Annotated in this window: 27 protein-coding genes; 17 read left to right on the top strand and 10 right to left on the bottom strand. The window is 71.7% G+C overall.

The genetic code is table 11. The features are described from left to right. Positions 1-237 precede the first annotated feature (237 nt). From aceB to CcI49_RS17525, 4 genes are all read left to right on the top strand, one after another. Complete coding sequence (gene aceB, locus CcI49_RS17510) at positions 238-1899, top strand: malate synthase A (protein ID WP_076827822.1); 1662 nt, start codon at positions 238-240, stop codon at positions 1897-1899. A gap of 23 nt (positions 1900-1922) precedes the next feature. After that, the gene (locus CcI49_RS17515; RefSeq protein WP_076827954.1) at positions 1923-2723 is read left to right on the top strand and encodes an IclR family transcriptional regulator; all 801 of its coding nucleotides are present in this window, start codon (positions 1923-1925) and stop codon (positions 2721-2723) included. Positions 2724-3018: 295 nt separating this feature from the next. Beyond that, entirely contained in the window at positions 3019-4629 is a 1611-nt protein-coding gene (locus CcI49_RS17520) for an alpha/beta hydrolase (RefSeq protein ID WP_076827824.1), read from the top strand. A 378-nt stretch (positions 4630-5007) separates the two neighbouring features. Next, positions 5008-5760 (top strand): dienelactone hydrolase family protein, encoded by a 753-nt coding sequence (locus tag CcI49_RS17525; protein WP_076827826.1) that lies wholly within the window; start codon positions 5008-5010, stop codon positions 5758-5760. 56 nt (positions 5761-5816) lie between these two features. Here the strand turns inward: CcI49_RS17525 and CcI49_RS44175 are convergent, their stop codons facing one another. Then, positions 5817-7157, bottom strand: a complete 1341-nt coding sequence (locus CcI49_RS44175; RefSeq protein WP_076827828.1) for a hypothetical protein — start codon at positions 7155-7157, stop codon at positions 5817-5819. A gap of 131 nt (positions 7158-7288) precedes the next feature. Between CcI49_RS44175 and CcI49_RS17535 the strand changes: the two genes are divergently transcribed. From CcI49_RS17535 to CcI49_RS17580, 10 genes are all read left to right on the top strand, one after another. Continuing rightward, positions 7289-7978 carry a methyltransferase domain-containing protein gene (locus CcI49_RS17535; protein WP_198955556.1) on the top strand — a complete coding sequence of 230 codons (690 nt, stop codon included), beginning with the start codon at positions 7289-7291 and terminating at the stop codon, positions 7976-7978. 50 nt (positions 7979-8028) lie between these two features. Continuing rightward, entirely contained in the window at positions 8029-8412 is a 384-nt protein-coding gene (locus tag CcI49_RS17540; protein WP_076827956.1) for a VOC family protein, read from the top strand. 92 nt (positions 8413-8504) lie between these two features. Then, complete coding sequence (locus CcI49_RS17545) at positions 8505-8939, top strand: NUDIX domain-containing protein (protein ID WP_241840116.1); 435 nt, start codon at positions 8505-8507, stop codon at positions 8937-8939. 66 nt (positions 8940-9005) lie between these two features. Beyond that, a complete protein-coding gene (locus CcI49_RS17550) occupies positions 9006-9812 on the top strand; it encodes an ABC-2 family transporter protein (protein ID WP_076827834.1) in 807 nt (268 codons plus the stop codon). Positions 9813-9897: 85 nt separating this feature from the next. Further along, complete coding sequence (locus CcI49_RS17555) at positions 9898-10719, top strand: ABC-2 family transporter protein (RefSeq protein ID WP_347280128.1); 822 nt, start codon at positions 9898-9900, stop codon at positions 10717-10719. Positions 10720-10760: 41 nt separating this feature from the next. Further along, entirely contained in the window at positions 10761-11768 is a 1008-nt protein-coding gene (locus CcI49_RS17560) for an ATP-binding cassette domain-containing protein (protein ID WP_083749572.1), read from the top strand. A 123-nt stretch (positions 11769-11891) separates the two neighbouring features. Then, positions 11892-13040, top strand: a complete 1149-nt coding sequence (locus CcI49_RS17565) for a hypothetical protein (RefSeq protein ID WP_241840117.1) — start codon at positions 11892-11894, stop codon at positions 13038-13040. 81 nt (positions 13041-13121) lie between these two features. Further along, on the top strand, positions 13122-13748 hold the full coding sequence (locus tag CcI49_RS17570) for a helix-turn-helix domain-containing protein (RefSeq protein ID WP_054570087.1): 627 nt from the start codon (positions 13122-13124) through the stop codon (positions 13746-13748). A gap of 64 nt (positions 13749-13812) precedes the next feature. Beyond that, a complete protein-coding gene (locus tag CcI49_RS17575) occupies positions 13813-14376 on the top strand; it encodes a dihydrofolate reductase family protein (RefSeq protein ID WP_076827836.1) in 564 nt (187 codons plus the stop codon). Between the two features lie 30 nt (positions 14377-14406). Further along, entirely contained in the window at positions 14407-15198 is a 792-nt protein-coding gene (locus tag CcI49_RS17580) for an ATPase (protein ID WP_083749556.1), read from the top strand. Positions 15199-15213: 15 nt separating this feature from the next. Here the strand turns inward: CcI49_RS17580 and CcI49_RS17585 are convergent, their stop codons facing one another. Further along, on the bottom strand, positions 15214-16104 hold the full coding sequence (locus CcI49_RS17585; RefSeq protein WP_116437436.1) for a pyridoxal-phosphate dependent enzyme: 891 nt from the start codon (positions 16102-16104) through the stop codon (positions 15214-15216). 177 nt (positions 16105-16281) lie between these two features. Here CcI49_RS17585 and CcI49_RS17590 point away from each other — a divergent pair, with 177 nt between their 5' ends. Next, positions 16282-16770 (top strand): Clp protease N-terminal domain-containing protein, encoded by a 489-nt coding sequence (locus tag CcI49_RS17590; RefSeq protein ID WP_076827839.1) that lies wholly within the window; start codon positions 16282-16284, stop codon positions 16768-16770. An 84-nt stretch (positions 16771-16854) separates the two neighbouring features. Here CcI49_RS17590 and CcI49_RS17595 read toward each other — a convergent pair whose 3' ends face one another. Further along, positions 16855-17643, bottom strand: a complete 789-nt coding sequence (locus CcI49_RS17595) for an alpha/beta hydrolase (RefSeq protein WP_116437437.1) — start codon at positions 17641-17643, stop codon at positions 16855-16857. 294 nt (positions 17644-17937) lie between these two features. On the opposite strand from CcI49_RS17595, the gene CcI49_RS17600 reads away from it, so the two are divergent. Next, positions 17938-18453: a hypothetical protein gene (locus CcI49_RS17600; RefSeq protein WP_241840118.1), complete on the top strand. Its 516-nt coding sequence runs from the start codon at positions 17938-17940 to the stop codon at positions 18451-18453. A 137-nt stretch (positions 18454-18590) separates the two neighbouring features. Then, positions 18591-19865, top strand: a complete 1275-nt coding sequence (locus tag CcI49_RS17605; protein WP_116437433.1) for an amino acid permease — start codon at positions 18591-18593, stop codon at positions 19863-19865. Between the two features lie 74 nt (positions 19866-19939). Here CcI49_RS17605 and CcI49_RS17610 read toward each other — a convergent pair whose 3' ends face one another. The 7 genes from CcI49_RS17610 to CcI49_RS17640 all read right to left on the bottom strand — a co-directional run bounded on the left by CcI49_RS17610 (position 19940) and on the right by CcI49_RS17640 (position 25414). Continuing rightward, positions 19940-21052, bottom strand: a complete 1113-nt coding sequence (locus tag CcI49_RS17610) for a CU044_5270 family protein (protein WP_076827844.1) — start codon at positions 21050-21052, stop codon at positions 19940-19942. Then, positions 21049-21627: an RNA polymerase sigma factor gene (locus CcI49_RS17615; RefSeq protein ID WP_083749560.1), complete on the bottom strand. Its 579-nt coding sequence runs from the start codon at positions 21625-21627 to the stop codon at positions 21049-21051. Before CcI49_RS17615 ends, CcI49_RS17610 begins: the two co-directional genes overlap by 4 nt. Positions 21628-21739: 112 nt before the next feature. Continuing rightward, a complete protein-coding gene (locus CcI49_RS17620; protein WP_076827846.1) occupies positions 21740-22501 on the bottom strand; it encodes a class I SAM-dependent methyltransferase in 762 nt (253 codons plus the stop codon). 3 nt (positions 22502-22504) lie between these two features. Next, positions 22505-23269 (bottom strand): hypothetical protein, encoded by a 765-nt coding sequence (locus CcI49_RS40635; protein WP_131831115.1) that lies wholly within the window; start codon positions 23267-23269, stop codon positions 22505-22507. Between the two features lie 52 nt (positions 23270-23321). Further along, positions 23322-23996 (bottom strand): hypothetical protein, encoded by a 675-nt coding sequence (locus CcI49_RS17630; RefSeq protein WP_076827851.1) that lies wholly within the window; start codon positions 23994-23996, stop codon positions 23322-23324. Positions 23997-24054: 58 nt separating this feature from the next. Next, on the bottom strand, positions 24055-25119 hold the full coding sequence (locus CcI49_RS17635) for a hypothetical protein (RefSeq protein ID WP_076827853.1): 1065 nt from the start codon (positions 25117-25119) through the stop codon (positions 24055-24057). Next, on the bottom strand, positions 25106-25414 hold the full coding sequence (locus tag CcI49_RS17640; RefSeq protein ID WP_083749561.1) for a hypothetical protein: 309 nt from the start codon (positions 25412-25414) through the stop codon (positions 25106-25108). The genes CcI49_RS17635 and CcI49_RS17640 overlap by 14 nt, the downstream gene beginning before the upstream one ends. Positions 25415-25554 lie beyond the last annotated feature (140 nt).

Here is a 25554-nt window from a genome sequence, read left to right on the forward strand (position 1 = left end):
GCGCCCACCGCCACCGCGCTGACCTGGGCCTTTGTCAGGCCGTCCGGGGCCTTTGTCAGGCTGTGCGGTCAGCTGGCCGGACCGGTGCCAGGTGCGGGCACCGGGTGGCGCCAGTCCGTCGCCCACCCGCGGCCGCGGATAGGATTCCGTCATACGAAGTGGATGTTCCAGCTGGTGGAACTCCAGGCTCGTCACCCGATCCGCGTGGACGTCCCCGATCCGTGAAGGAGAACCGCGATGGCCGGTCCGAACACCCCGCCCGGAGTCGAGATCGTCCGGCCGCAGGTGCCGGGCGCGGAGCAGATCCTCACTCCGGAGGCGCTCACCCTCGTCGCCGACCTGCACCGCCGGTTCGGCGCGACCCGCGGCGACCTGCTCGCCCGCCGAGCGGCGCGGCAACGGGAGCTTTCCACCGGCGCGGACCCGGACTTCCTGCCCGAGACCAGCGGCATCCGCCTGGGGCAGTGGCAGGTCGCGCCACCGGCGCCAGGCCTGGTCGACCGCCGGGTCGAGATCACCGGGCCGACGGACCGCAAGATGACGATCAACGCGCTGAACTCCGGCGCGAAGGTCTGGCTGGCCGACTTCGAGGACGCCAACACCCCGCTGTGGGAGAACATGATCAGCGGGCAGCTCAACCTGCGGGACGCCCTCGCCGGCACCATCAGCTTCACCAGCCCGGAGGGCAGGGCCTACACCCTCGCCGCCACCGCCACCACCAGCCCGACCGGGGCCACCGGGGCGAGCACGACCACCACCACGATCGTCGTGCGGCCCCGCGGCTGGCACCTCGACGAGAAACACCTGCTGGTGGACGGCGAACCGGTCGCCGGTGCGATCGTCGACTTCGCCCTCTACGCGGTGCACTGCGGCCGCCGTCAGCTCGACGCCGGCTCCGGGCCCTACTACTACCTGCCGAAGACCGAAAGCCACCTCGAGGCACGGCTGTGGAACGACATCTTCACCCACACCGAGGATGCGCTCGGCTTCCCCCGCGGCGCGATCCGCGGCACGGTGCTGATCGAGACGATCCTCGCCGCGTTCGAGATGGAGGAGATCCTCTACGAGCTGCGGGAGCACTGTGCCGGGCTGAACGCCGGCCGCTGGGACTACCTGTTCAGCATCATCAAGAAGTTCCGTGACCGGGGGGAGGCGTTCACGCTGCCCGACCGCAACGCCGTCACGATGGCCGCGCCGTTCATGACCGCCTACGCCGAGCTGCTCGTGCGCACCTGCCACCGCCGCGGCGCGCACGCCATCGGCGGGATGGCCGCGTTCATCCCCAGCCGGCGCGACCCGGCTGTCAACGCCACCGCGCTGGCCAAGGTCCGCGAGGACAAGACCCGCGAGGCCGGTATCGGCTTCGACGGCTCCTGGGTCGCCCACCCCGACCTGGTGCCGGTGTGCCGGGAGGTGTTCGACGGTGTGCTCGGTGACCGGCCCAACCAGATCAGCCGCACCCGCGAGGACGTCACCGTCGACGCCGCCGCCCTGATCGACCTGACCACGACCCCGGGTTCCCCGACGCTCGCCGGGCTGCGCAACAACGTCAGCGTCGCCCTGCAGTACCTGCGCGCCTGGCTCGCCGGCTCCGGAGCGGTGGCGATCTTCAACCTGATGGAGGACGCGGCCACCGCGGAGATCTCCCGCTCGCAGATCTGGCAGTGGCTGCACAACGGTGTCGTGCTGGTGGGGGACAGCGGTGTCGCCGACGTCCCGGTGACCCGTGAGCTGGTCGAACGGGTCGTCGCCGAGGAGCTCGAGGTGCTGCGGGCGGCACTGGGGGAGAGCTACGACGCCGACGGCTTCGCCCGGGCGCGGGACCTGTTCGTCGAGGTCGCCCTCGCCGACGACTTCGCCGACTTCCTGACCGTGCCCGCCTACCAGCGCATGCCATGACCTCGCCGGCGGCCGATCCGCCGGTGGGCCCACCAGCGGACGGCGCACCGAGCCCGCCGCCCGCGCCGGAACGGCCGGCGGGCTCGGTGCAGTCCGTCGACCGTGCGCTGGCGCTGGTCGAGCTGCTGGCCGCGGCCGGCGACGGCGCCGGGCTCACCGACCTCGCCCGTGCCACCGGCCTGCCGCAGCCGACCGTCCACCGGCTGCTGCGGGCGCTGCACGAACGCGGCTGGGTGCGGCAGGACGCCGATCGCCGCTACGCGCCCGGTGCCCGGCTGATCGGGTTGGGCAACGCGGCGCAACGGCTGCTCGCCGCCGGCGCCGAGCCGTTCCTCGGCGAGGCCGTGGCGGTGTCGGGGGAGACGGCCAACCTCGCGGTCCTGGAAGCCGACCAGGTGGTCTATGTGGCGCAGGCCGCCTCGCCGCGCCGGCTGCGCATGTTCACCGAGATCGGCAACCGGGCGCCGGCGCACAGCACCGGGGTGGGCAAGGCGATGCTGGCGTTCCTGCCGGAGCCGGCACTGCGGGCGCTGCTCGAGCGCAGCGGCCTGCCGCGGCGCACCGCGACCACGATCACCGAACCGTCGGCACTGCGCGCCGAGCTCGCTGCCATCCGACAACGGGGCTACGCGACAGACGACGGCGAGGAGGAGGCCGGTGTGCGCTGTGTGGCCTTCCCGCTGACGGACCTGTCCGGCCGGGCGCCCGCCGCGCTTTCCGTGTCGGGCCCGGCCAGCCGGATCACGGCCGCCGACGTCGGGCCGCTCGCGGCCCGGCTGCTGCCTGTCGCGGCGGCCTGCGCCGACCACCTCCTGCGCCGCTGACCTGTGGAACAGGGGATCAGAACAAGATAGTCAACAGTGTTGACGCCCCCGGGTGGGCAGAAATGATCTTGAGGTCCCGACCCATGTCGGGCTGATCGTAGAAACGCCTGGTTTCCCGGGATCACGGCGGCGGAACCGTCCACCGTGATCCTGACTGGCGATGAGACTCCACACTTCCGACATCCGGTCGGCCACCAGACGACAACCTGGCAGACAACCCCTCGGCAGGCATCGTGGCGGCGCGCGGCGCGGCCGCGGGCGGCTACCCGCGCGCGGTACCGCGCTGGGCGCGGCGATGCTCGTCGGCGCAGCGTCACTCGTCGTGCCACGCGCCGGTGCGTCGGCCGCGGCCCTTCCCGTGGCAAGTGGGAATCCCCTGCTCGCACCCTTCGAAAGCCAGCCGGTGCGCTGGCATGAGTGCCAGATCGGCCCGAACGACGCGGTCGGCGGCTATCTGGACAACGTCGGTGCGCAGTGCGCCGACGTCAGCGTTCCGCTGGACTACGCACGCCCGACCGGGCAGACGATCACCGTGGGGCTGGCCCGGATCCGCGCGGTGGACCAGGCGCACCGGCGCGGTCCGCTCATGGTCAACCTGGGCGGGCCCGGCGGCGGCGCGGTGGACGCCGTCGCCGACATCCGCGCGATGCTCGGCCCGGCGGCGGACCGCTTCGACCTGGTCGCGATGGATCCCCGCTTCGTCGGTCGCAGCTCGGCGCTGGACTGCGGGCCGGCCCTGGGCGCCGACTGGCTGCGTGCCGCCGGGCCCGACCAGGACAGTTTCGAGCGGGTGGCCGCCGAGCAGGCCGCGACGGCCGCGGGCTGCTCGGCGCACGCTGATGTGCTGCCGTTCGCCTCGACCCGCAACACCGCGCGGGACATGGACGTCGTCCGCGCGGCGCTCGGGGCGGCCACGACGTCCTACCTGGGCTACTCCTACGGCACCTACCTCGGGGCCGTGTACATGCAGATGTTCCCAGACCGGGTGGACCGGTTCGTCCTGGACAGTGTGGTGGATCCGGCGACGTACAGCCCGCGGGTGCTGCGCGGCAGCGGGGATCTGCTCGAGGCGGCGCTGGGGGAGTGGGCGGCCTGGGCCGCCGGGCAGGACGCGCAGTTCGCGCTGGGGCGCACCGCCGCGCAGGTGCTGCATGCCGTGGACCGGATCTACCAGGCCGCCGCACGCCGGCCGTTGACCGTGGACGGTGTGCGCTACGACGCGTCGGACATCCCTCGGCTGCTCATCGCTTCGCTGATCGATGACAGTGAGGACGCCGCGGCGGTTCTCGCAATGGGCGTGCGTGCCTTCGTGGACGCCGCGGACGGCCGTGCCCCGGCGACGAACCCCTACCTCACCGAGTTCCTCCAGGGGCTCGCGACGGATGGTCCGGCCCTGCCCGGTGCCCACGCACACGCGGGAACCGGCGACGGCGCCGGCGCCGACGCCGGCGGCTCGGTGATCAGTGCGTTCCAGAGCGCGCAGCTGGCGGTGCTGTGCGGTGACGTGCCGGCACCCCGGATCGCCGATGACTATCTGGCCGACGTCCGCCGGCACACCGGCGCACAGCGGCATGTGGCCGGTGCGATCTGGAACATCACGCCGTGTGCCTTCTGGCCGGTGCGGCCGGTGGAGCCACCGACGCGGGTCGCGAACGCGGTTCCGGCGCTCGTCGTCGCCGCCGAGAAGGACAACCGCACGCCCTACGCGGGTGCCCGGGCCCTGCACCGGGTGTTGAGCGCCTCCCGCCTGGTGACGCTTCGGGACGCCCGGGTACATGGGGTGTACCCGGGGCGCAGCGGGTGCGTGGACGGCGCGGTCAACGGCTATCTGCAGAACGGGACGTTGCCGAGGGGCGACGTGACCTGTACCCGGCCACCGGCCGCGGTGGGCTCACCGCCGGAGTGAGACCGTCTGCCGGTGTCCGCCCACCTCCGCTGGTCGGGCCGGACACCGGCATCCCACTCCTTCTCCCCTCAAGATAATCAACAGTGTTGACGACCTGGCTCTGCCATTTTTGATCTTGATTGCCCCAGAACCCATCGAACCTCCCGTTTCGATCACCTCACTACAGACACCGCGCCTAACGGCGCGGAGTGACTTGATCGTTTTGTCTGCGTGCCGGATCGGCGTCAGCACGCAAAGCGGAACCCGCCTGCCACATCGCCGCGTCCTGCCTGGTAGACGTCATGTGATGTGGGTGGGCCACGTCGAGGTCACCTACCGGTGCTCGCCCACCGGGCCCGGAGTGCCAGGTGACATGACTGGAAGGCGAAGGTGCGGACAATGGCGTTTACCCGGCGTGACGTAGTGACAGCGGACGGCGTGCTCGACACCTATCTGTTCGCGCCAGGCGGCGGAACCCCGGCACCGGTCGTGATCATGCTGCCGGATGCCTTCGGTGTGCGGGACACGGTGCTGGGCATGGCGCAGCGGCTGTCCGGCTCGGGTTATCTGGTCGCGGTGCCGAACATCTTCTACCGGACGGATGAGGCGACCACCGGCTCGGTCTCGACGGACTTCTCGGATCCGTCGCTGCGGGCGAAGATGGGTGATCGTTTCACCCGGGCGACTCCGCCCGCGGTGATGGCCGATCTCGGTTCGCTGCTCGATGCGCTCGCGAGCGAGCCGGGTGCGGTGGCCGGTCCGGCCGGGATCATCGGGTACTGCATTGGCGGCCGGCTGGCGTTCACCGCGGCGACGGCGCTTGGCGAGCGGATCGCGGCGGCGGCGTCGATCCACGGTGGCGGGCTGGCGACGGACGATCCGTCGAGTCCGTATCACCAGGCCGGGCAGATCCAGGGCGCGTTGTACATCGCGGCGGCGCGCGACGACAGCCATCACACCGAGGCGGACCATGCGCGGCTGCTGGCCGCGTTGGATGAGGCGAAGGTCGACTACGAGGCCGAGGTGCTCCCGGCGTTGCACGGCTTCGCGATGCCGGATTTCGCCGTGTACGACGAGGCGGCGGCGCAGCGTCACTGGGAGCGGTCGCTGGCACTGTTCGATCGGACGCTTCGGGCACCGGCGGCCGGCTGAGCCTCGCCTGGGTCGACGCCTGGCCGGCTGGCCGGCTGAGCTGGGGTTGAGCCCGGCTAGGCGGTCTCCGTCGTCGGCTCGGTTCTCTCGGCCGGACCCGGCTCCCCCGCCCGTGGCGGTGGGGCGAGGTGTGCGAGGTGGGTGCGGGCGGCTCGGAGCTCGGCGGTGAGGTCGTCGACCTGGCGTTCGGCGCGTTCCGCCCGGGTGCGGGCTTCCGCGCGGGCGTCGGCGAGGGCTGCGAGGCGTTCGGCGGCGGCCTGCTGTTCGGCGTGCAGGCGCGCCGCCGCTTCGGCGCGGAGGTGTTCGAGCTGCTCGGTGGCGGCGGCGCGGGCGCGTTCGAGTTCTTCGGCCGCGGTGGTGCGGGCACGTTCGGCCTCGGTTTTGGCCGCGGTGTGCAGGCGGGCGAGTTCGTCGCGTTCGCGGCGGGCGTCGTCGCGGATGCGGTCGCGGTCGGCCCGTAGATGGTCTCGGTCGGCGCGGAGCTCGGCGAGGTTCGCGGCGTCGCGTTCGGCGGTCTGCGCTGCGGTGTGCAGGGCGGCGGCGAGTCGGTCGCGTTCGGATGTGAGTTCGGTGCGGGTGCGTTCGGCGTCGGCGTGGATGCGGGTGATCTCGGCGGTCGCGTCGGCGCGGGCGCGTTCGATGTCGGCGGCGGCGTGGTCGCGGGTTTCCTGGATGCGTGCCTCGGCGGTGGCGTGTGCTTCGGCGACGGCGGTGGCGGCGTGTGTGCGGGCGGCCGCGGCTTCGGTGTGGGCGGTGGCGGCGGCGGTTTCGCTGGCGGTGAGGCGGGCTTCGGCGTCTTCGAGGGCGGCGACGGCTTCGGCGGCGACGGCTTCGGCTTCGGCGCGGGCGCTGTGTTCGGCCCGGGCGGCCTGTTCGGCGCGGACGGCGCGGGCGACGGCTTCGGCGACCCGTTCGGCGGCTTCGGCTTCGGCGGCTTCGACCTGGGCTTCGGCGCGGGCGACGTCGCCGAGGCTGGCCATTTCGCGGGCGAAGGCGTCGAGGTTGCGGGTGAGGTCGGTGGTGAGGGTGCGGATCTGGGCGGCGAGTTCGTCGGCGCGCAGCCGGCCGCTGGCCAGGGGGCGGTGGGCGGTGGGACGTTCGCCGCCCTGGTCGGGGCTGGTGGTGGTGTCGCGGCGGGCGAGGTCGCGGCGTCGGCGGTAGGCGGCGAGCCGGTTGTGGTTGGAGTCGTCGCAGTAGGCCGGGGGGCGTCCGGGTCGTTCGGTGGGGGTGATCGGCCGGTCGCAGCCGGGGAACGCGCAGGTCGGTGTGGTGGTGGCGGTGTTGGTTGTGGTGGCGGGGGGTGTGTTGTCGGGGGCGGGCTGGCCGGTGGCCGCGGCGGCTGTGGGCTCGTCGTGGGTGGGCGTGGGAGTCGTCGCGGTGTCCTCGGCCGGGCTCATGCTCCGGTTCTACCGGATGGACCAGGTGACCGAGCGTGTGCGGCAGGTGTGCCGCCTTGTTCCCTGTGGTCCGGGGCGGTCGTGGGGGTGGTTGGTGGGGGTTGCGGGGCGCCCGGGATGCTGGGGGCATGTTGGATGAGCAGGGCTGGGAGCAGCGGTACGCGTCGCGCGAGACGGTGTGGAGTGGGCGTCCCAACGGCCAGTTGGTGGAGCGGGCGGGTGGGTTGGTGCCGGGGCGGGCGTTGGACGCCGGCTGCGGTGAGGGCGCGGACGCGTTGTGGCTGGCGGAGCGTGGCTGGCAGGTGCTGGCGGTGGATTTCTCGGCGACGGCGTTGCGGCGGGGGAAGGCCGCGGCGGTGGATCTGGGGCGGGCGGTGGCGGCGCGGGTGATGTGGATGCGGGCGGATGTGATGACCTGGTCGGGGTTGGATGCTCCGGTTGGGCGTTCCGGTGGTGAGGGTGGGCGGCCGGCACGGGTGCCGCGGTTTGAGACCCGGTTTGATCTGGTGTCGGCGCAGTTCGTGCATGTGCCGGCGGATCGGCGGGCTGGGTTGGTGGCGCGGCTGGGTGGTGTGGTGGCGCCGGGGGGTTCGTTGCTGATGGTGGGGCATGATCCGGCCGATCTGGCGTTGGGGATTGGCCGTCCGGAGGCGGCGGATCTGTGTGCGGCGGCGGAGCTGGCGGGGTTGTTGGATCCGGTGGAGTGGGAGGTGTTGGTGGCGCAGGCGTGTCCTCGGTCGGTGGTGGTGGATGGCGGGGAGGTTGTTGTCCACGATGCGGTGCTGCATGCTCGGCGCCGGTTGGTTGAGTCTGTGGGCTAGTTCGGGTTTCTGGCTGGAGCTGCCGGCGGTTCGGGGTAGTGTGCGGCGCCGTGGCGGTATCGCGGCGGGTTTTCGTGTCGTTGGACTGTGCCGAGGGCTCGGAGGGGCTGTTGGCGCGTTTCTGGGCGGCGATGCTGGGTGGGGAGGTGGGGTTCACCGGTTCGACGGGTGCGGTGGGGGTGCGTGCGGAGGGTTTGTGGATTGTGGCGTTTCCGGTGCCGGGGTATGTGGCGCCGACGTGGCCGCACGCTGGGGTGCCGAAGCAGATTCATCTCGATCTCGCGGTGGTGGATCTTGAGGCTGCGGTTGCGGAGGCGGTGCGGTTGGGTGCGGTGCCGGCGGCGGTGCAGCCGGATCCTGCAGGTCGTTGGCGGGTGTTGTTCGATCCGGCTGGTCATCCGTTCTGTCTGACGACGCTGGCTCCGCCGGAGTGAGTTCCGGCGGTGGGGATCGGCGGCCGACGTCCGGCCGGCGGGCGGGCCGTCGGGGTCCGGTGGTGCTGCGGTGTCTGGGGGCGTCGGCGCAGGTGCCGTTCGCGGCGGTGACGAGTGTCAGTGTGGTGGTGGTTGCTGCGGATGGTGGTTTGGTGTTGGCGGATCTGGCGCGTGGGTGGGATCTTCCCGGTGGTCATGTGCAGCGGGGTGAGACGGGTGCGGAGCAGACGGCGCGGCGTGAGGTGTGGGAGGAGGTTCGGGTTCGGGTCGGGGTGTTGGAGCCGGTCGAGGTGATCGAGTCGGATCTGTTCGGTGCCGATGATCTGACCTACATGCTGGTTTTCGCGGCGCGGGTGGCTGAGTTCGCCGAGTGGTCCGGTGGGTTGGAGTCGGCGGGGCGGGTGGTGGTGTCTGCGGAGGAGTTTCTTGCTCGTTATCGGGGTGGGGATCCGGTGCTGATGCGGCATCTGGTGGGGCGGGGGTTGGCGGTTCTGGGTTCTGGGGTCCGGCCGGCTGATTCGTCGTAGCTGGTCGTCGGTGGTCCGCCAGTGTGCGGTCGGGCTGTGTGGTCGGGCTGTATTGTTGGTGGTTTTGTGCGGGTGACGGTGCGGGTTTACTGGCTGCTTCTGGTGGCCGGGTTCCGCCGTCAGTCGACGTATCGGCTGGCCGCGTTGAGCGGGCTGGTCACGAATGTGACGTTTGGGTTGTTGAAGGTGGCGGTGCTGCTCGGTGCGGTCCGGGCGGCGGGTGGTGAGGTCGGTGGGTATGACGTCGCGCAGATGAGTACGTATATCTGGCTGTCGCAGGCGATGCTCGGTTCGGTGAACTTCTGGGGTGCCAGTGAGTTCGCGGAGCGGATCAAGGATGGTCAGGTCGCGGTGGATTTTCTGCGGCCGTTGGATGTGCAGGCCGCGACGGTGACGGTGGAGGTCGGGCAGGGGTTGTTCGCGTTTCTTCCGCGGGGGGTGCCGCAGCTTGCGATCGGTGGGCTGGTGGTCGGGATGACGTGGCCGCGGTCGGTGGTGCTGGTGGTGTTGGGTGTGGTGAGCCTGCTGATGGCGGTGGTGATCTCGGCGGCGACGGTCTATCTGGTGGCGACGGCGGGGTTCTGGCTGGTGGAGACCCGTGGGGTGCAGCTGGTGTACATGGTGATGTCGGGGTTTCTTGCCGGGTTGTTCGTGCCGATCAGCCTGTTTCCGCGGTGGTTGGAGCTGGTGGCGCAGGTGACGCCGTGTCCGTCGATGCTGATGTATCCGGTGACGATCCTGGCTGATCGGGTGGATGTGGCCGGTGCGTGTCTGCTGCTGGCGGTGCAGGGTTTCTGGCTGGTGGTTGTCGGTGGGGCCGGTCAGGTGCTGACGCGGGCGGGGCGGCGGCGTCTGGAGATTCAGGGTGGTTGAGCCGCCTGCTGTCGAGCCGCTGGCCGCGGTGTCTGCCGTGACCTCGACCGCTGTGCCTGCTGTGCCCGTGTCGGGGCTGGTGGAGGTGGAGCCGGTTGCCCGGTGGCGGGATCGGCTGCGCCCATATGGGGCGGTGTTGGCGTCGCGGGCCCGGTCTCAGCTGTCGTATCGGACGAACTTCGTCCTGGATCTGGTGAGTTCGTTGTTGTCGGCGGTGGTGGAGCTGGCCGAGGTGTGGGTGGTGTTCCATGCGGCGACGCGGCTGGGTGGGTTGGAGTTCCGGCAGATGCTGCTGGTGTTCGGTCTGGCTGATCTGGCGTTCTCGCTGGCGGATCTGGTGTTCGGGCATTGTGACCGGCTGCCGACGTATCTGCGGGCGGGCACGTTGGATGTGTTCTACCTGCGGCCGCAGCCGCTGCTGGCGCAGCTGATCACCAGTGAGGTGAGTCTGCGGCGGTTGGCGCGGGCGTCGGTGGGGCTGGTCGCGTTGGTGGTCGGGCTGGTGCTGTGTGACATCGACTGGCGGCCGGCGGCGGTGGTGTTGCTGGTGAGTTCGCTGGTCAGTGGGGTGGCGGTGTTCGCGGCGCTGTTCGTCGCGGCGGGTGGGCTGCAGTTCTTTCTGGTGGATGGTCGGGAGATGACGAACGCGTTCGTGTACGGGGGTCGGTATGCGGCGACGCAGCCGGCGTCGGTCTGGGGCCGGCCGTTGCGGCTGGTGTTCGGGTTTTTCGTCCCGATGGCGTTCACCGGGTATCTCCCGGCGCTGGTGTTGTTGGGATTGCCGGGGCCGGCGTGGTTGCCGGGGTGGCTCGGCTGGTGTGCTCCGGTGGCGGCGGTCTGGGCGTGGTCGGTGGCGTTGGGGTGCTGGCGGCTGGGTGTTCGGCATTATCAGGGAGGTGGCGGTTGAGCGCGGAGGGTCTGCTGCCGCGGGCGCGGGGCTCGGCGGAGGTGCCGGCCGCCACCGGAGAGACCGTGGTGGAGACGGTCGGGTTGACGAGGCGGTTCACTGTTCGTGACGGGGTGCGGCGCCGGCAGGTGAGCGCGGTCGAGGACCTCACGGTGCGGATCGGTGCGGGTGAGGCGGTCGGGTACATCGGTGCGAACGGTGCCGGGAAGTCGACGACGATCAAGATGTTGGCGGGGATCCTGGTGCCGACGGCGGGCACTGTGCGTACGTGTGGGTTGCGTCCGGTGAAGGATCGGCGGCGGCTGGCCCGTCAGATCGGGGTGGTGTTCGGGCAGCGGTCGCAGCTGTGGTGGGACCTTCCGGTGTGGGAGTCGTTGCGGATTCTGGCGGCGATTCATGCGCTGCCGGCGGCGCGGCGGCGGGCGCGGACGGATGAGCTGGTGGAGCGGTTGGAGATGGCGGAGTTCTGGTCCGTCCCGGTGCGTCAGCTGTCGTTGGGGCAGCGGATGCGGGCGGAGATCGCCGCGGCGTTGCTGCACTCCCCCCGGCTGGTGATTCTGGATGAGCCGACGATCGGGCTGGATGTGCTGTCGAAGCAGCGGTTGCGGGAGTTCCTCGTCGAGGAGCGGGCGGCGTATGGCACGACGTTGCTGTTGACGACGCATGACATGGGTGATGTGGCGCGGCTGTGTGAGCGGGTGCTGGTGATCGACCATGGCCGGTTGGCGTTCGATGGTGCGTTGGCGGGTCTGGCGGGGGCGGCGGGTGCGGATCGGGTGCTGGTGGTTGATCTCGCGGAGCCGGCGGCGGATCTGGAGGTGGCGGGTGTGGTGGCGGCGCGGCATCTGGGCAGTGAGGGTCGGGGTCTGCGTCAGCGGTTGGCGTTCGACGCGGAGGTGACGACCGCGGCGCGGGTGCTGGCGGCGGTGTCGGCGCTGGTGGAGGTGGTGGATTTCCGGGTGGAGGAGCCGGATATCGAGGATGTGGTTCGTCGTCTTTATGCGGCGACGCGTCACCCGCCTGACGCCTCGACGGTCGAACATTCATAGCCGAAGGATCGTCTGCGCCGAGCTGTTGTCCGAGGTTTGGTGAACCGATACGTGTGACCGCGCGTCTGTATCGCCATGGGAACCTGTCTGGTCGGTGTATCGCGTCGGTTTGCTCGGTTTGCCATGACCTGGCGGGCCGCTGTTTCCTGCTGCGGCGGCCTGCGCGGCCGGCGGGGTGGCCTGTGCGCGATGGTGTCGATGGTGTGGGTGCCCGCCGCGGTGCTGCTGGTCGGTGGTCTGGCCGTGGCGTGCGCGTCAGCGGGCGGCGACGTGACGGGCCGGCGTGGGCCGGAAGCCTCGGCACCAGGCGACCATGGGACGGGCGACCATGGGACGGGCGAGGTGTCGGAGGCGTCCGAGGCGGGGTGGCGATCGGAGTCCTTCCGGGACATGGTGGTGGAGGTCCCGGTCTCGTGGGAGCCCGCGCCGGCGCCGGGTAGCGACTGGTGCGCCGCGGTCGAGGGCCGGCGGGAGGCCTTTCCCGTCACGCCGTACGTCGACAGTGGAGGTCCCTACCGGGCCGTGATGACGATTGGCTGCCCGGGCGGTGGGGAGGGGCCGGACCTGCATGGCGGCGGTGTGCCTCGTGAGTACTGGTCGCCGCATGTCTGGTTCGCCGCCGCGCCCGCCGCGGGTGGGATCGAGGAGGTGCCGGACGGGCGGGTGAGTGCGGACGGCTGGACCCGGCTCGTGCGCACGGTGGGTTCGGCGAAGGTGTTCGTCCTGACGGATGGGGCGCACCTCGACGACGCCGAGCGGATCATCGCCTCCGCGCGCCGGGTCACGGTCGATGATCATGGCTGTGCTGCCAGCTCACCGATCCAGGCCGGTGGGTTCGTCCGTCCAGGTGCGCCGTTCGATGTGGCCCGGCTCGACGTGGTGGACACGGTCGCGGTCTGTCACTACGACCTGGGCAGCCCGGTGGGCAGCCCCGGCCTGCTGGCGTCGCGTGAGCTCGGCGGGGCCGAGGCCGCCGCGCTGCTGGCGGCGATCAGGGCGGCGCCGGTGGGTGGTGGCCCGGATACTCCGGGGACCTGCGTGACGGACATGTGGGGGGACACCGCGATCGTGCTTCGTCTGACGGCGGGTGGGTCAGCCCGTGAGGCCTACGTCTACTTCGACTGGTGTTTCGGTAACGGCATCGATGACGGGACCACGCTGCGGGCGTTGACCACCGGCAACTGCGCGCCGCTGTGGTCGGGACGGATCACGCAGTCAGCGGGAAGCGCCGCGCCGTTCCAGGTCTGCCATCCCGACAGCCGCCGTCGGTGAGCGATGAGCCTGACGCAGACGCCACACGCCGACAGCTATCCCCTCCTTGACAAATTTTTTTGTCGGCAGGATGCTCGGTGCATGCTGGACGTGGCGGTGATCGAGGAGACGGGTGCGGCGGAGGCGTCGCTGGATCCGGTGCGGGCGCGGCTGCTGGCCGCGCTGGCGGTACCGGGGTCGGCGACGACGCTGGCCGCGCAGACGGGGCTGACCCGGCAGAAGGTCAACTACCATCTGCGTGCGCTGGAGGCTCACGGGCTGGTCGAGCTGGTCGAGGAGCGCCGTAAGGGCAACTGCACCGAGCGGGTCCTGCAGGCGACGGCCCGCTCGTATGTCATCTCACCCAGCGCCCTGGCCGACGTCGCTCCCGACCCGGACCGGGCCCGCGACCAGACGTCGGCGCGGTGGCTGATCGCGCTGGCGGCCCGGCTCATCCGGGAGGTCGGCGAGATGCTCGCCGGTGCCACGGCGGCACGCAAGCAGCTCGCGACGTTCGCGGTGGACAGCGAGATCCGGTTCGGCTCGGCCACGGACCGGGCCGCGTTCGCGGCGGAGCTGTCCGACACCGTCACCGCGCTGGTCAGCCGCTACCACGACGCCGCGGCGCCGGGCGGGCGGCCGCACCGGCTGGTGATCGCCCTGCATCCCAGCCTGAAACCCCCGGGCGTCCCGTCGGCGCACCCGCCGGGCGACTCCGCCACCCCCTGACCGACACCACCGACACCTGCGGCGCACCTGCGTCGCAGACACGCCCCCACAAGGAGAACTTCTGATGCGCACCCTGATCGTGACCGCTTTCGTCTCCGTCGACGGCGTCATGGAGGCGCCCGGCGGTGAGTCCGGCTACCGCAACACCGGCTGGACGTTCAAGGACATCGACTTCGACCCCGCCGCCTACGAGATCAAGGGCCGTGAGCAGGAGGAGACCACCGCCCTGCTGCTGGGCCGCACCAGCTACGAGGCGTTCGCCCCGGTCTGGCCGACGATGGACGACTTCGCCGGTTACAACGCGATGCCCCGCTACGTCGTGTCGACCACCCTCACCACCGACGACGAGCGCTGGCCGGCGACGATCCTGCGTTCGGTCGACGACGTCGCCGCGCTCAAGGAGACCGACGGCGGGCCGATCGCCGTGCACGGCAGTGCGACTCTCGGCGCGAGCCTCGCCGACGCCGGTCTGGTGGACCGCTACCACCTGCTGCTGTTCCCGGTGCTGCTTGGTGCCGGCCGGCGCCTGTTCTCCGCCGCGGACAAGGACAAGACCATGCTGAAGCTCGTCGAGTTCGCCGCCTACGGCAACGGTGTCCAGAAGCAGGTCTTCGACGTCGTACGCTGACCCCGGCTGATCACCTGGAGGAGAACTGTCATGTCCGAGTCCTCCGAGTCCTCCGACGCCGACGCCGTGGACGCCGTGGACGATCCGGGGCGGTCGTCCACGGCGGGTGCCGGCCGCGAGTTCGCGATCGAACGCGAGCTGGAGGTCGAGGCGAGCCCGCAGGACTACTGGGACGCGGTCACCAGCGGGAACGCGGGCTGGCTGTGGCCCACACCCGCACCGGAGCCCAGGGTCGGTGGTGCCGTGGCCGGCGGCGGGACGGTGTGTGCCTGGGAGCCGCCGCACCATCTGGTCCTGCGCCACGACGGGCCGGACGGCTGGTTCAACCAGCTCGAGCACATCGTCGAGGCCCGCGACGGTGGCACGACGTGGGTGCGGTACGTGCACAGCGGCGTGTTCGTCGACGACTGGGACAACCAGTACGACGGCGCCGCCGCGCACACCGACTTCTACCTGCACACCCTGGCCCAGTACGTGCGGGACTACACCGGTCGCCCGGCCGCGTGGGTGAACGTGGACGCGCCCGCGGCGTCGCTGGCGGGCGGGTTCGCGGTGCTGCGCCGCGCGGCGGGTCTCACCGATGTGCGCCCCGGCGACCGGGCGACCCTCACCGTGGCCGGCCTGGCCCCGCTGGAGGTGGTCGTCGACTATGTGGCGCCGCATTTCCTGGGCCTGCACACCGCCGATGCGATGTTCCGGGTGTTCGGCCGGGACGCGTTCGGCGCCCCGGTTGCCGTCGTCGCCCACCTGTTCGCCGCGGATGCCGATCCAGGTGCGGTCGAGGGTGCGCTGCGTACCTGGCTCGGTGAGATCTTCGCCTGATCACGCCGAGGCGGGTCAGTGCGCGTCCTGGCCGGGCGGGTCGGTGCACCGGCCGGTGATGACGGCGGCGACCGTCGACCCGGGGGCGATCCGCCCGTCACCGGCCATCGTGAAGATGCCGTGCAGCATCTTCGCGACGTAGACCCAGTCCAGTACCACGCCGTGGCGGTCGGCGAAGTCGGTGATGAACCGGTCGAGGGTGGAGTTGCGGCGGGCGTAGCCACCGCAGTGGAAGTCCTCGACGACGGTCCAGTTCGCCGACACCGCACCGAAGGTGGCCTGCTGCAGGGCGGCGACGTGGCCGGGCAGGAACCCGCCGCGCAGCACCGCCACCCCCACCGCGTGCGGCCGCCGGCCGGCGGGTTGGGCGAGGCCGGCGGCGAGACCGGCGAGGGTCCCACCGGTGCCGGCCGGGACGAACACCACGTCCACGTCGGGGACCTGGGTGACCAGCTCGGCGGCGAGCTCCGCGCAGCCGCGCACCGCCAGCGTGTTGCTGCCGCCTTCGGGGAGCAGGTAGAACCGGCCGAACCGGTCGCGCAGCTCGGCGTGCAACGCCGGGTCGTCGCGGGAGCGGTACCGGCTCCGGTCCAGGTAGGTCAGGCGCATCCCCCGCGCCGCGGCGGTGGCCAGCACCGGGTTGAGCGGGTGGTGTTCCTCCCCGCGGATCACCCCGATCGTCGCGAATCCCAGATGCCAGCCGGCGGCCGCGGTCGCGGCGATGTGGTTCGAGTAGGCCCCGCCGAACGTCAGCAGGGTGTCATGGCCGGCCTCGGTGGCCGCGGTCAGATTGCGCGTGAGCTTGCGCCACTTGTTCCCCGGGACGTCGGGGTGGATCAGGTCGTCCCGTTTCAGCAGCAGGCGCACACCGCGGGCGGTGAGGCGTTCGTCGGCCACCTCGACCACGGGTGAGGGCAGCCGCGGCACCAGCCCCGGCCCGGCCGGGCGGTGTCGTCCCGTCTGCTCACCCACCGGACCAGCGTGCCACCGCCCACCGGCCGCATCGGCGCCGCATCCATGATCTGCTGGAGACAGGATCTGCCGGAGATCAGCTGTCGGGGTGGATCGGGCGAGGGGGTCGGTGTGAACGTCGAGACACGCGCCCTGCACGAGGCCCGTATCCGCGGTTGGAGTACCGCCGCCGGGCCACATCTGGTGCTGGCCCTGCTGTCCGAGCCGTCCGTGGCGACTGAGGTCCTCGCCGAGCACGGCGTCACCTACGACCGGGTCGCCGGTGACGGTCAGTGGGGCGCGTTGGTGACGCCCCGAACCGACGGCGCTGTGGCTCCCCCTGACCGTGCGGCGCCGGGGATGACTCCCGACGCCTACAAGGTCTGCGGGCGGGCCGCGGGCCTTGCCCTCGCGGCCGGTTTCCCCCGGCCGCGCCCCGAGGACTGGCTGAGCGCCCTGGTGTATTCCGGTGACGGCATGGGTTTCGCCGCCGTCCTGCAGAGCCTGGAGGTGTCGGTGCTTGATGTCGTCGCGTCGATGCGCAGGCGTGGGCTGGACCTGCCGCCGGTCGAGGTCGCCCCGTTCACCCGGCCGCGGGTGACCCGCCGCCCCCGCCCCTGACGCGGAACGCCTCGGACGAAGGTGGCGGTGGAGGCGGCCACGGCCGGGTGAACGGCCGGGCCGCCTCCGATGGCTGTCCGATGGCTACCGGGTCACCGGCTCGGTGTTGCCGGTGTTCTTGGTGTTCTCGGTGAGGTGGCGGGTGAAGAACAGCTCGGCGCTGGCCACCTCGAAGCGGGGCAGGTCCATGTGCCGGCCGGTGTTGGCGTGYAGGGTCTTCTCCGTGGCCGCGAAGGCGTCGAACAGGGCGAGGCCGGCCTCGCGGGGCACGAGCTCGTCGTCCCACTGCAGCAGGAACTGCACCGGGACGGTGATCCGGGCCGCATCACCGGTGAGATGCGCCGAGCCGACGAGACCGAACACGGCCGCGGTGATCCGCGGTTCGGCGGCGACCAGCGGGATGCCGATCATGGTGCCCAGCGACACCCCCCAGTACCCGACGGGCACGCCGGGTGCGACGCAGTCGAGGGTCTCGAGTGCGTCCAGGGTGGCCTGCCATTCGGGGACGGCCTGGTGGGCACGGGCGGCGTTGTCCTCGGCGAGCAGGTCGCCGACGGGTTCACCCGCCGCCATCCGCCGCTGCAGGTCGGCGAAGAACTGCTCGTCCGCGGTGGTTCGCGGCCGGTCACCGTGGCCGGGTGCGTCGATCGCCGCCGCGACGAAGCCGCAGCGGGTCACATAGCGCTGTGCGCGGGCGAGTACCCCGGGGGCGTGGCTGTGCTGACCGCCGCCGTGGCCGAGCAGCACCAGCGGCCGGGCAGTGGCGGTGTCGGCCTCGGTTCCGGCGGGAGACCACAGCGCGCCGGTGATGCCGTCGACGGTGAAGCGACGTTCCCGGACTCCGGACGCGGTCGTCTGGGAGGTGACGTGCAGGTGCATAGGTTCGTTGCCTTTCGGGATGCCTCTTTCTGGGCGCTCCCGACGGCCGCCTGTGTCAGGCAGCCCGCCCCGCGGGGCGACGGAAGAGGGAGAGCACCCAGCCGGATACAGCGGTAATGGGTCTCACCTCCTGCGGCCGCAGCGGACGGACAGGGTGACGTTACCAGCTCGGGTGGACCGAGCCATCGGCACCGTGCGTACCCGGGCGGACCCTGCAAGCAACGGAGCGGACGGATATCCCTATTGTCTCCCCTGGCGACAATCAGGGGGCGTGGTCGGATGATGCGGGTGGTCCCGGTTCTCGGTGCTCTTGTCGGTGTGGTGTTGGCCGCCGGCTGTGGAGTGGTTCCCGATGTCCTGCCGCTGGATGACTGCACCGGCGCTGATCGGCGCTTCGCCAAGAAGCTGGACGCGCTCACGGTGCTGGAGATCCGTCCCAGCGGCGCGACCCTCATCCCGGGCGGCGCCAGCCATGGCTGCTCCGACAGCACGTACTTCCCGTACGCGTCCCGCTGGTACCACACCGGGATCTCGGCCGAGGAGGTCGCGGACTTCTACCATGACGCACTACCTGCGGCCGGCTGGAAACTGCGCCGCGCCGATCCCATCCACGCGCAGCAGCGGGTGTTCTTCGGGGCGCGGCTGTGCTTCACCCGGCCTGTCGACGGGGTCGAGACGTATCTGTCGGTGGGCTTTCTCGGTGCTCTCGACGCCGGCCCCGAGGATGTGCTCGGGTCAGGACCCGCCGATGTCGACCTGCATGTCATGGCCGACCCCGAGGACGGCCATGTGAACAACTGCTGACGTTTCCCGTGTGGCTGGGTGATGCGTGCGGATGGTCGCTGCTGGCCTTGTACGGTCCGTCGTGGGTTGGACCAGGCCTTCTGCTCCGTTTCGCGGGGCGGGGCGGGTGCGGAGTCGGCGGAGGGTGAGTCCGGGGCATGGCGTCGAAGGCAGCAGCTGAGCCGGTGCCGGACGAGCTGAGCCGACGTCTGGGGGTGGCCGACGCGGTACTCGTCGGCCTGGGGGCGATGATCGGCGCGGGGATCTTCGCCGCGCTCGCGCCGGCTGCCCGGGCCGCCGGTTCCGGGCTGCTGATCGGCCTGGGGGCCGCGGCGGTGGTGRCGTACTGCAACGCCACCTCGTCGGCGCGGCTGGCGGCCCGCTACCCGGCGTCGGGGGGTACCTACGTCTACGGCCGGATGCGCCTGGGTGACTTCTGGGGGTATCTGGCGGGCTGGGCTTTCGTGGTCGGCAAGACCGCGTCGTGCGCGGCGATGGCGCTGACCGTCGGGGCGTATGTGTGGCCGGGTGGGGCCCATGTCGTCGCGGTCGCCGCGGTGGTGGCGCTCACCGCGCTGAACTACGCCGGGGTGCACCGCTCGGCGTTGGCGACCAGGGTGATCGTGGCGGTGGTGCTGGCGGTCCTCGCCGCGGTGGCGGTCGCCGCGCTGAGCGCCGACGCGGCGGAGGTGGACCAGCTGCGGGTCGGCGCGGACATGACTGTGCGCGGGGTGCTGCAGGCGGCGGGCCTGCTGTTCTTCGCCTTCGCCGGGTACGCGCGGATCGCCACCCTCGGGGAGGAGGTCCGTGACCCGGCCCGCACGATCCCCCGCGCGATCGGGGTGGCACTGGGGATCACGCTGGTGGTGTACGCGGTCGTCGCGGTCGCCGTCGTGATGGTGCTGGGCCCGGAGGGGCTGGCCGGGGCCACGGCGCCGCTGACGGACGCCGTGCGGGTCGCCGGGGCCGGCTGGCTGGTACCGGTGGTGCGGGTCGGGGCGGCCCTCGCCGCGCTCGGATCGCTGCTCGCGCTGATCCTCGGGGTGTCGCGCACGGCGTTCGCGATGGCCCGTGACCGGCATCTGCCGCACCTGCTCGCGGCGGTCCATCCCCGGTTCGCGGTGCCGCACCACGCCGAGGTGGCCGTCGGTGTGATCGTCGCGGTCCTGGCCGCGACGGTGGATCTGCGCGGGGCGATCGGGTTCTCCTCGTTCGGGGTGCTGGTGTACTACGCGATCGCGAACGCCAGCGCCTGGACGCTCAGCGCGGCGGAGGGCCGCCCGCCCCGGCTGGTTCCCGTCGTCGGGTTCGCCGGCTGCCTGCTGCTCGCGTTCGCGCTGCCGGTGGCCGCGGTCGCCGGTGGTGGTGCCGTGCTGGCGGCCGGTGCGGGTGTCTACGCCGCCCGCCGCAGCTGGGGTGCCCGGCGCCGGTAGCGTCCATCGGTGCCGGTGGCCCCGCCACCTTCGCCCGACAAAGCCAGGTGGCGGGACATCAGATCAGCACGCGGTCAGCGTGGCGGTTCGGTGTTCTGGGTGTGGGCGGCGTCGAGGAAGGCGGTGTAGGAGATGACACCGGGGATGGGCACGTCGAGGGCGCCAGCGGTGCTGGTGAGAGTCTTCTCCTCACCGAGCAGGCGCCCGTCGGTCGGGTCGAACAGCAGGGTGTAGCGGGTGGGTAGCCCCGACATGGCGCTGTCGACGGCGACGGCGAGCGCGGGCCGGCCGGCCCGGTCGACGGCCCGACCCAGCAGGTACACCTGCGGTATGTCGGCGACGATGTCGAGGACAGCTGCACGAACCGGGGCGGACGGGGCCTGTTCGAGGTAGAGGTCGGCGACCGCGACCAGGGTCTCGGCGGGACCGTTCTCCACCGGATGCCCGGCGGCCAGCGCTACTGCGAGCCCAGCCGTGTCCGCGGGCAGGTCCGTCGGGTACATGGCGCTCAGCCCGCCGGGTGCGATGGTCTCGTCGCCCGGAGAAGGGCAGGGATGTCCTTCGTCCTCCCACGCCCGCCGTGCCTGCTCGGAGGGGAACTGTGGCTCGCCTGGGGCGGTCCTGACCCGCCCGGAGCCGTCGCCGGCACGCCACACCTCGCGGGTGACGGGCAGCACCGCGGAACGGACCGAGATCCCGTCGATACGGGTSGTCAGATCCCAGCTTTGGGTACGCACATAGTGATAGCCGGTGGTGGGTGGCGCCTCGCCGTCCTGGGTGTCTTCACCGCTGTGGGTCGCGCGCAGGCGATCGGCGAGGGCGTGGAGAACCTCCCGGGCGGTGCCCGGTTCGGCCTGGTAGGCCAACGACGGTGGCGTGGCCGCCTGCGCCGGTGACCCGACGGTGCCACGGGGCAGACCGAACTGGGTGGCGACGAGCGCCACCAGCACGGCGAGTACCCCGACCGGTGCCAGCCACAGCCCGCCGGTCCGCCGCCGGCTGCCGCGTCGGCGGCGCCGCGGTGTCCCGGCGTCCACGTCCACGGATGTCTCCAGGATGCGGGTGAGGACCTTCGCGCGGTCGGTCGCGGCCAGCCCGTCGTGGCCGTCGGCCATGCTGTCGGCCGGGTCGTGTCCGTGCAGGAGGAGCCGGACCTTCCACACGTCGTCGGTGCTGGCGTCGGTCATGATGCCTCCTCGGTGACGGGGCGTGGGTGTGCCGGCGCGGCCGGACGGGTGGACGCAGGCGTGTGCTCGGAGGAGGGGGAGGTCGGCGTGGGGAGCTGTTCCTGCAGCCGCCGCCGGGCCCGGTGCAGGCGGACCGACGCAGCGCCGGGGCGTATCCCCAGCACCTGCGCCGCCTCGCGGACGCTCAGGCCGTCCCAGCCGATGAGGGTGAGCAGTTCCCGGTCCGCGGTGGACAGCCGTCCCAGCGCGGCGCGCACCGTGTCACGGTCGACCAGCGTCTCGGCCGGGTTCCCGCCGGCGGGCGGGCGGTGCTGTTCCACGGCGAGYCGCAGCGCGTGACGTCTGGTCTCCCCGCGGCGCTGGTTGGCGACCACCCGGCGGGCCACCCCAAGCAGCCACGGCAGCGGCGGGTCGGGTACCTCGGGCAGGCGCCGCCATGCTGTCAGGAAGGTCTCCGCGGCGACGTCGTGCGCCGTGTGCCGGGGTACCTCGCGCAGCGCGTACCGCAGCACCGGTGTGTACTGCGCTTCGAACAGGGCGGTGAACTCCGCCTGTGGATCATTGATCCCCGCCACGTCACCACGTCTCCCCTCGGGTCCCTGCCGAGAGGATGTCCGGCACCGCTCCGGTCCTTACAGACGCCGCCGGGTGTTCTCGTCGCAGGCTCCCGCAGCGACCGCGATGCGGTCAGGTCGGTTTGCGGGCTTCGATGAGGAACCGTGTGGTGTGCGCCTCGAAAGGCCCGTGGGCGCGGATGCGGTCGTGCAGCGCCGCAAGCTGCGGACGGTAGCGGTCGACGGTGAATCCCGGGACCATCCAGATCACTTTCCGTAGGAAGTAGATGACCGTGCCGACGTCGCGGAACTCGGTGTGCAGGGTCTCCATCCGCAGGTCGAGGACCTGTAGCCCGGCGGCTTCGGCGTCGGCGCGGGCCCGGTCGGGGTGGCGGCGTCGGCGCACCTCGGCGGGTTGGGGGCCGAGGAAGAACTCGACGAGCTCGAAGACACTGGCCGGGCCGACCTGCTGGGAGAAGTAGACACCCCCCGGGGTGAGGACGCGGCTGATCTCGTCCCAGCGGGTGGTCACCGGGTGGCGGCTGACCACCAGGTCGAAGGCTTCGTCGGTGAAGGGCAGCGGTGTGTGGTCGTCCGCGGCGACGACCAGGACGCCGCGGGGTCGCAGCAGCGCGGCGGCCCGTGCGAGGTTCGGTGGCCAGGACTCGGTGGCCGCTGTCCGGGTCGCCAGGCGGGGCACGCCGCCGAGGACCTCCCCACCGCCGGTCTCCAGGTCCAGCGCGGCGGTGGCGCGGGCCATCCGCCGGCCCATCGTGTGCGCGTACCGCCACGACGGGCGCTGCTCGCTGGCCCGCCCGTCCAGCCAGGAGAAGTCCCATCCGTCGACGGGCGCCGCCTCGGCCTCGGCGACCAGATCCTCGAATCGGCGCATCATCGGTCAGTGTCGCTCAAGGATGTCGGGCTCGCCCGGCGACGGCGGGGGCGGGCTGGTCTGCTGCGACCGTGGTGACGGTTCACGTGCCTTCGTGGAACCGTCCCTGGCGGCGAGGTCCTCACGGAGGAGACGGGCGACGACGGTGGCGTAGGCGGTGACAGCGAAGACGACGATTCCCACCACGGCGGCGACGGCCCCGGACCTGATGACCGTGCTGTCGAGCCAGCCGGCGCCCTTGTCGGTCGCGTTGGCGGCGATGACGACTCCGAGGGTGCCTCCGAGGCAGCATCCGGATCCGATGCCGGTGCGGCTACGGACCTGTCTGCCGCCGAACCCGGAGGCCACGCCGCAGGGGACACCCAGGAGAACGGCTGTGGCCAGAGCGCCGGCACCGATGTGGTGAGCGCCGAGGCCGAGGAGAAAACCGGTGACCATACCGACGAAGCCCGTGACGAAGCGCTCCCCGGGTGGAGCGGGAGCAAGGGCGGCGCGGGCGGCGGTGGTGCCGTGGCCGGTGAGCCGGTACATCCGCTGCGGCTGGGGTGGTTGCAGGTCGGGATCGGGGTGGCCTGGTGTGGGTTGGGTGTCGTAGCCGCTGGACAGCCAGCCGGCGGCGTCGAGCCGGGCGAGGACGGTCGCGGCCGGACGCCCGTGACGGCGGGTGAGTTCGTGATCGCTGTAGCCACGGTGGGGGTCGCGTAGCAGGTACCGCAGCAGCATCTCGGTGGTCACGGCGAACGACGGGTGCGGCTGCTGGCGACTACGCACCCGGTAACCGTACTGATCGTCCTGCCCGCCGCCCCCGGCGGCGGATCGGTTTTCAGCCCTCCTGCGGATAGCCGATGGCGGAGATGTCCTCGGCGAGGTCCGCCAGGGTGACCTCGCCGTTCAACGACGCGACGAGGCCGGGGTCCAGTGGCCGCAGGGCATACAGCGCACGCACCGCTTCCAGGTCCACGGTGACCTCGTGATAGTCCTCGGCGAAACGCTGAAACGCTTCGGGTGAGCGGTCGGCCAGGAGCTCGAACAGCATGGTCGCCCCGTCGGGGTCGGGGTGGTCCGAGGGAAAGTCGATCGTGCCGTGGCGCCACCGGTCATCGCTCGCCTCGCGCCACAGGCAGGCCGTCACGACGGGCGTGCCGTCCTCGTCGGTGAACGCCGGCTCGTCGACGAACCGCCTGAAGACGGCGGGCACGGAGTCGAGCACTCCCGGCCAGGGCTCGCCATCGCGATCGCGGTCGTAGGGGGTCATCGGTGCTTCGTGGTCGAACCCGCGGACGTAGGCCCCGGCCGCGCAGAACACGATGGAGTACTCGTCGCCGGACCCGTTGCGCATCGAGGCCATCTCCTCGCCGTCAGCCCAGGATGCGTCGAAGGAGTAGTAGCGGTATTCCCAGTCCGGGCTCAGGATCGCGTCGAGCATCGCCAGTGAGCGGCACAGGTTCCGCAGATCGGCGATGGGGGGAAGCTGGCGGGCCAGGTCATGGACGGTCACCGGCCCATCCAACCGGGCACCTGCGACAAAACCGTAGCTCACGGCCGGGCTTCGTCCTTCATCCCCGCGGCACCCTCGACCTGCGGTGGGCGTAGATCAGTAACACCAGCACCGCCACGGTCAGCGTGGTGTTCGCGGCGTATTTGGCCGGGTAGGACACGTCACCCAACGGGTCGACGACAAACGACAGGCCGGCGTTGACGAGCAGCGCGCCGCCGGCGGCGGCGAGGGCGTGCGGACGTGCCCATCCTCGCCGGCGGGCGAGGATCGTCAGCAGCGCGGCGCCGCCGAGGAGGATCAGCAGGTCGACGGCGACACCGGGCCAGGTTGGTGGGAGCAGCTGGTGGGCGGTGAGCGCGATCACGACGGCGCCGGCAGGCAGCCACGGAGGGCGGTGGCGCCCCGCCGCGGGTATGACCGGCGGTGACGTGTGGCGGGGGTCCGGGCGCGGTGCGGCGAAAGCCGCCGCGACGAGCAGGACCACGACGAGCGCGGTTGCGGCGAGCTGGGCCGGGGAGGCGCGGAAGGTACGGCTGGCGTCGTCGTGGATCAGCGCCGCGGCCGCCAGGTACAACACGGTCAGGGTGAGGATGCCGGGCCGGTGTAGCCAGGGCCGGTCGGCGAGGCGGGGTACGCAGGACTCGACGACGACGATCGGGGCGGTGAAGCTCCAGATGATGTGGCCGGTGAGGAAGTTCAGCAGGTAGTAGACGCTCAGGCCGGTGTCACCGAGGAGGGTGGGAGTGCGGTCGTCGTCCCAGGTCGGGTCGCCGGTGAGGTGGGGGTTGAACAGGCTCTGGTCGACGAGTCCGGCCTGGGTGAGGCCGAACGCGGCGGCAAGCAGGACCATGGTCGGCCAGCCACCGCCGATGCGGCAGGTCATCTCGCGAATGAGGACGGCGACGGTGCCGTAGAGCGGGACGAAGATGATCAGTCCGGCGAGCATGGTCAGGGGCCGGCTGATGCTGTCGGCGTAGCCGATGAGGTATTCGGCGCAGATCGGGGCGAGGACCGCCAGCCCGGCGGCGGCGATCAGCTGTGTCCGCCGCGCCCGTCCCTGTGAGGTGTCCGGTGCCGGGCTGGCGGGCTCGTGGGCCTGGCGGGGTCGTTCAGCTGTGGTCATGTCGGGTGCTCGTGCTGCCGGCGGCCGCGACGAGGAGCAACCCGACGGCGATCATGATGATGAAGCTGTAGATCTCATAGCCGGCGGGTGCGAGATGGCGCAGGAAGCCCATCACAGGTGGCCACCAGCCGAACGCCTCGCGGAGCAGGCCGCACAGGCCACCGACGGCGAGGACGCCGCCGAGGGCCTGCCCGGCGGCGGCCACGGGCCGCAGCGCCGGATCGGCCTGCGGCTGCGGCTGCGGGGATGGGGGCGAGGACGGCTGGTCGGGCGGAGGCTGGTCGGGGGCGCTCATGTGATCGACGGTAGGGAGGGCGGGTCAGCCGTCGCATCGGGCGGAGGATGGCGGGCAGGTGACCAAAGTGGGTGGTGGACTGCCGGGTGTCATCCTTTGGTATCGCCTCCGGTGCGGGGCCTTTCGGGGCGGTTCGGGCC

Origin of the sequence: Frankia sp. CcI49 (genome assembly GCF_001983215.1) — a bacterium.
GTDB classification, from domain to species: domain Bacteria; phylum Actinomycetota; class Actinomycetes; order Frankiales; family Frankiaceae; genus Parafrankia; species Parafrankia irregularis.

Coding starts and splice junctions, on each gene's coding strand:
- CcI49_RS17640 (WP_083749561.1), bottom strand. CDS start 25,414: ATGAGCGCCCCCGACCAGCCTCCGCCCGACCAGCCGTCCTCGCCCCCA.
- CcI49_RS17635 (WP_076827853.1), bottom strand. CDS start 25,119: ATGACCACAGCTGAACGACCCCGCCAGGCCCACGAGCCCGCCAGCCCG.
- CcI49_RS17565 (WP_241840117.1), top strand. CDS start 11,892: ATGACCTGGCGGGCCGCTGTTTCCTGCTGCGGCGGCCTGCGCGGCCGG.
- CcI49_RS17520 (WP_076827824.1), top strand. CDS start 3,019: ATGCTCGTCGGCGCAGCGTCACTCGTCGTGCCACGCGCCGGTGCGTCG.
- CcI49_RS17525 (WP_076827826.1), top strand. CDS start 5,008: ATGGCGTTTACCCGGCGTGACGTAGTGACAGCGGACGGCGTGCTCGAC.
- CcI49_RS44175 (WP_076827828.1), bottom strand. CDS start 7,157: ATGAGCCCGGCCGAGGACACCGCGACGACTCCCACGCCCACCCACGAC.
- CcI49_RS17570 (WP_054570087.1), top strand. CDS start 13,122: ATGCTGGACGTGGCGGTGATCGAGGAGACGGGTGCGGCGGAGGCGTCG.
- CcI49_RS17580 (WP_083749556.1), top strand. CDS start 14,407: ATGTCCGAGTCCTCCGAGTCCTCCGACGCCGACGCCGTGGACGCCGTG.
- CcI49_RS17620 (WP_076827846.1), bottom strand. CDS start 22,501: ATGATGCGCCGATTCGAGGATCTGGTCGCCGAGGCCGAGGCGGCGCCC.
- CcI49_RS17575 (WP_076827836.1), top strand. CDS start 13,813: ATGCGCACCCTGATCGTGACCGCTTTCGTCTCCGTCGACGGCGTCATG.
- aceB (WP_076827822.1), top strand. CDS start 238: ATGGCCGGTCCGAACACCCCGCCCGGAGTCGAGATCGTCCGGCCGCAG.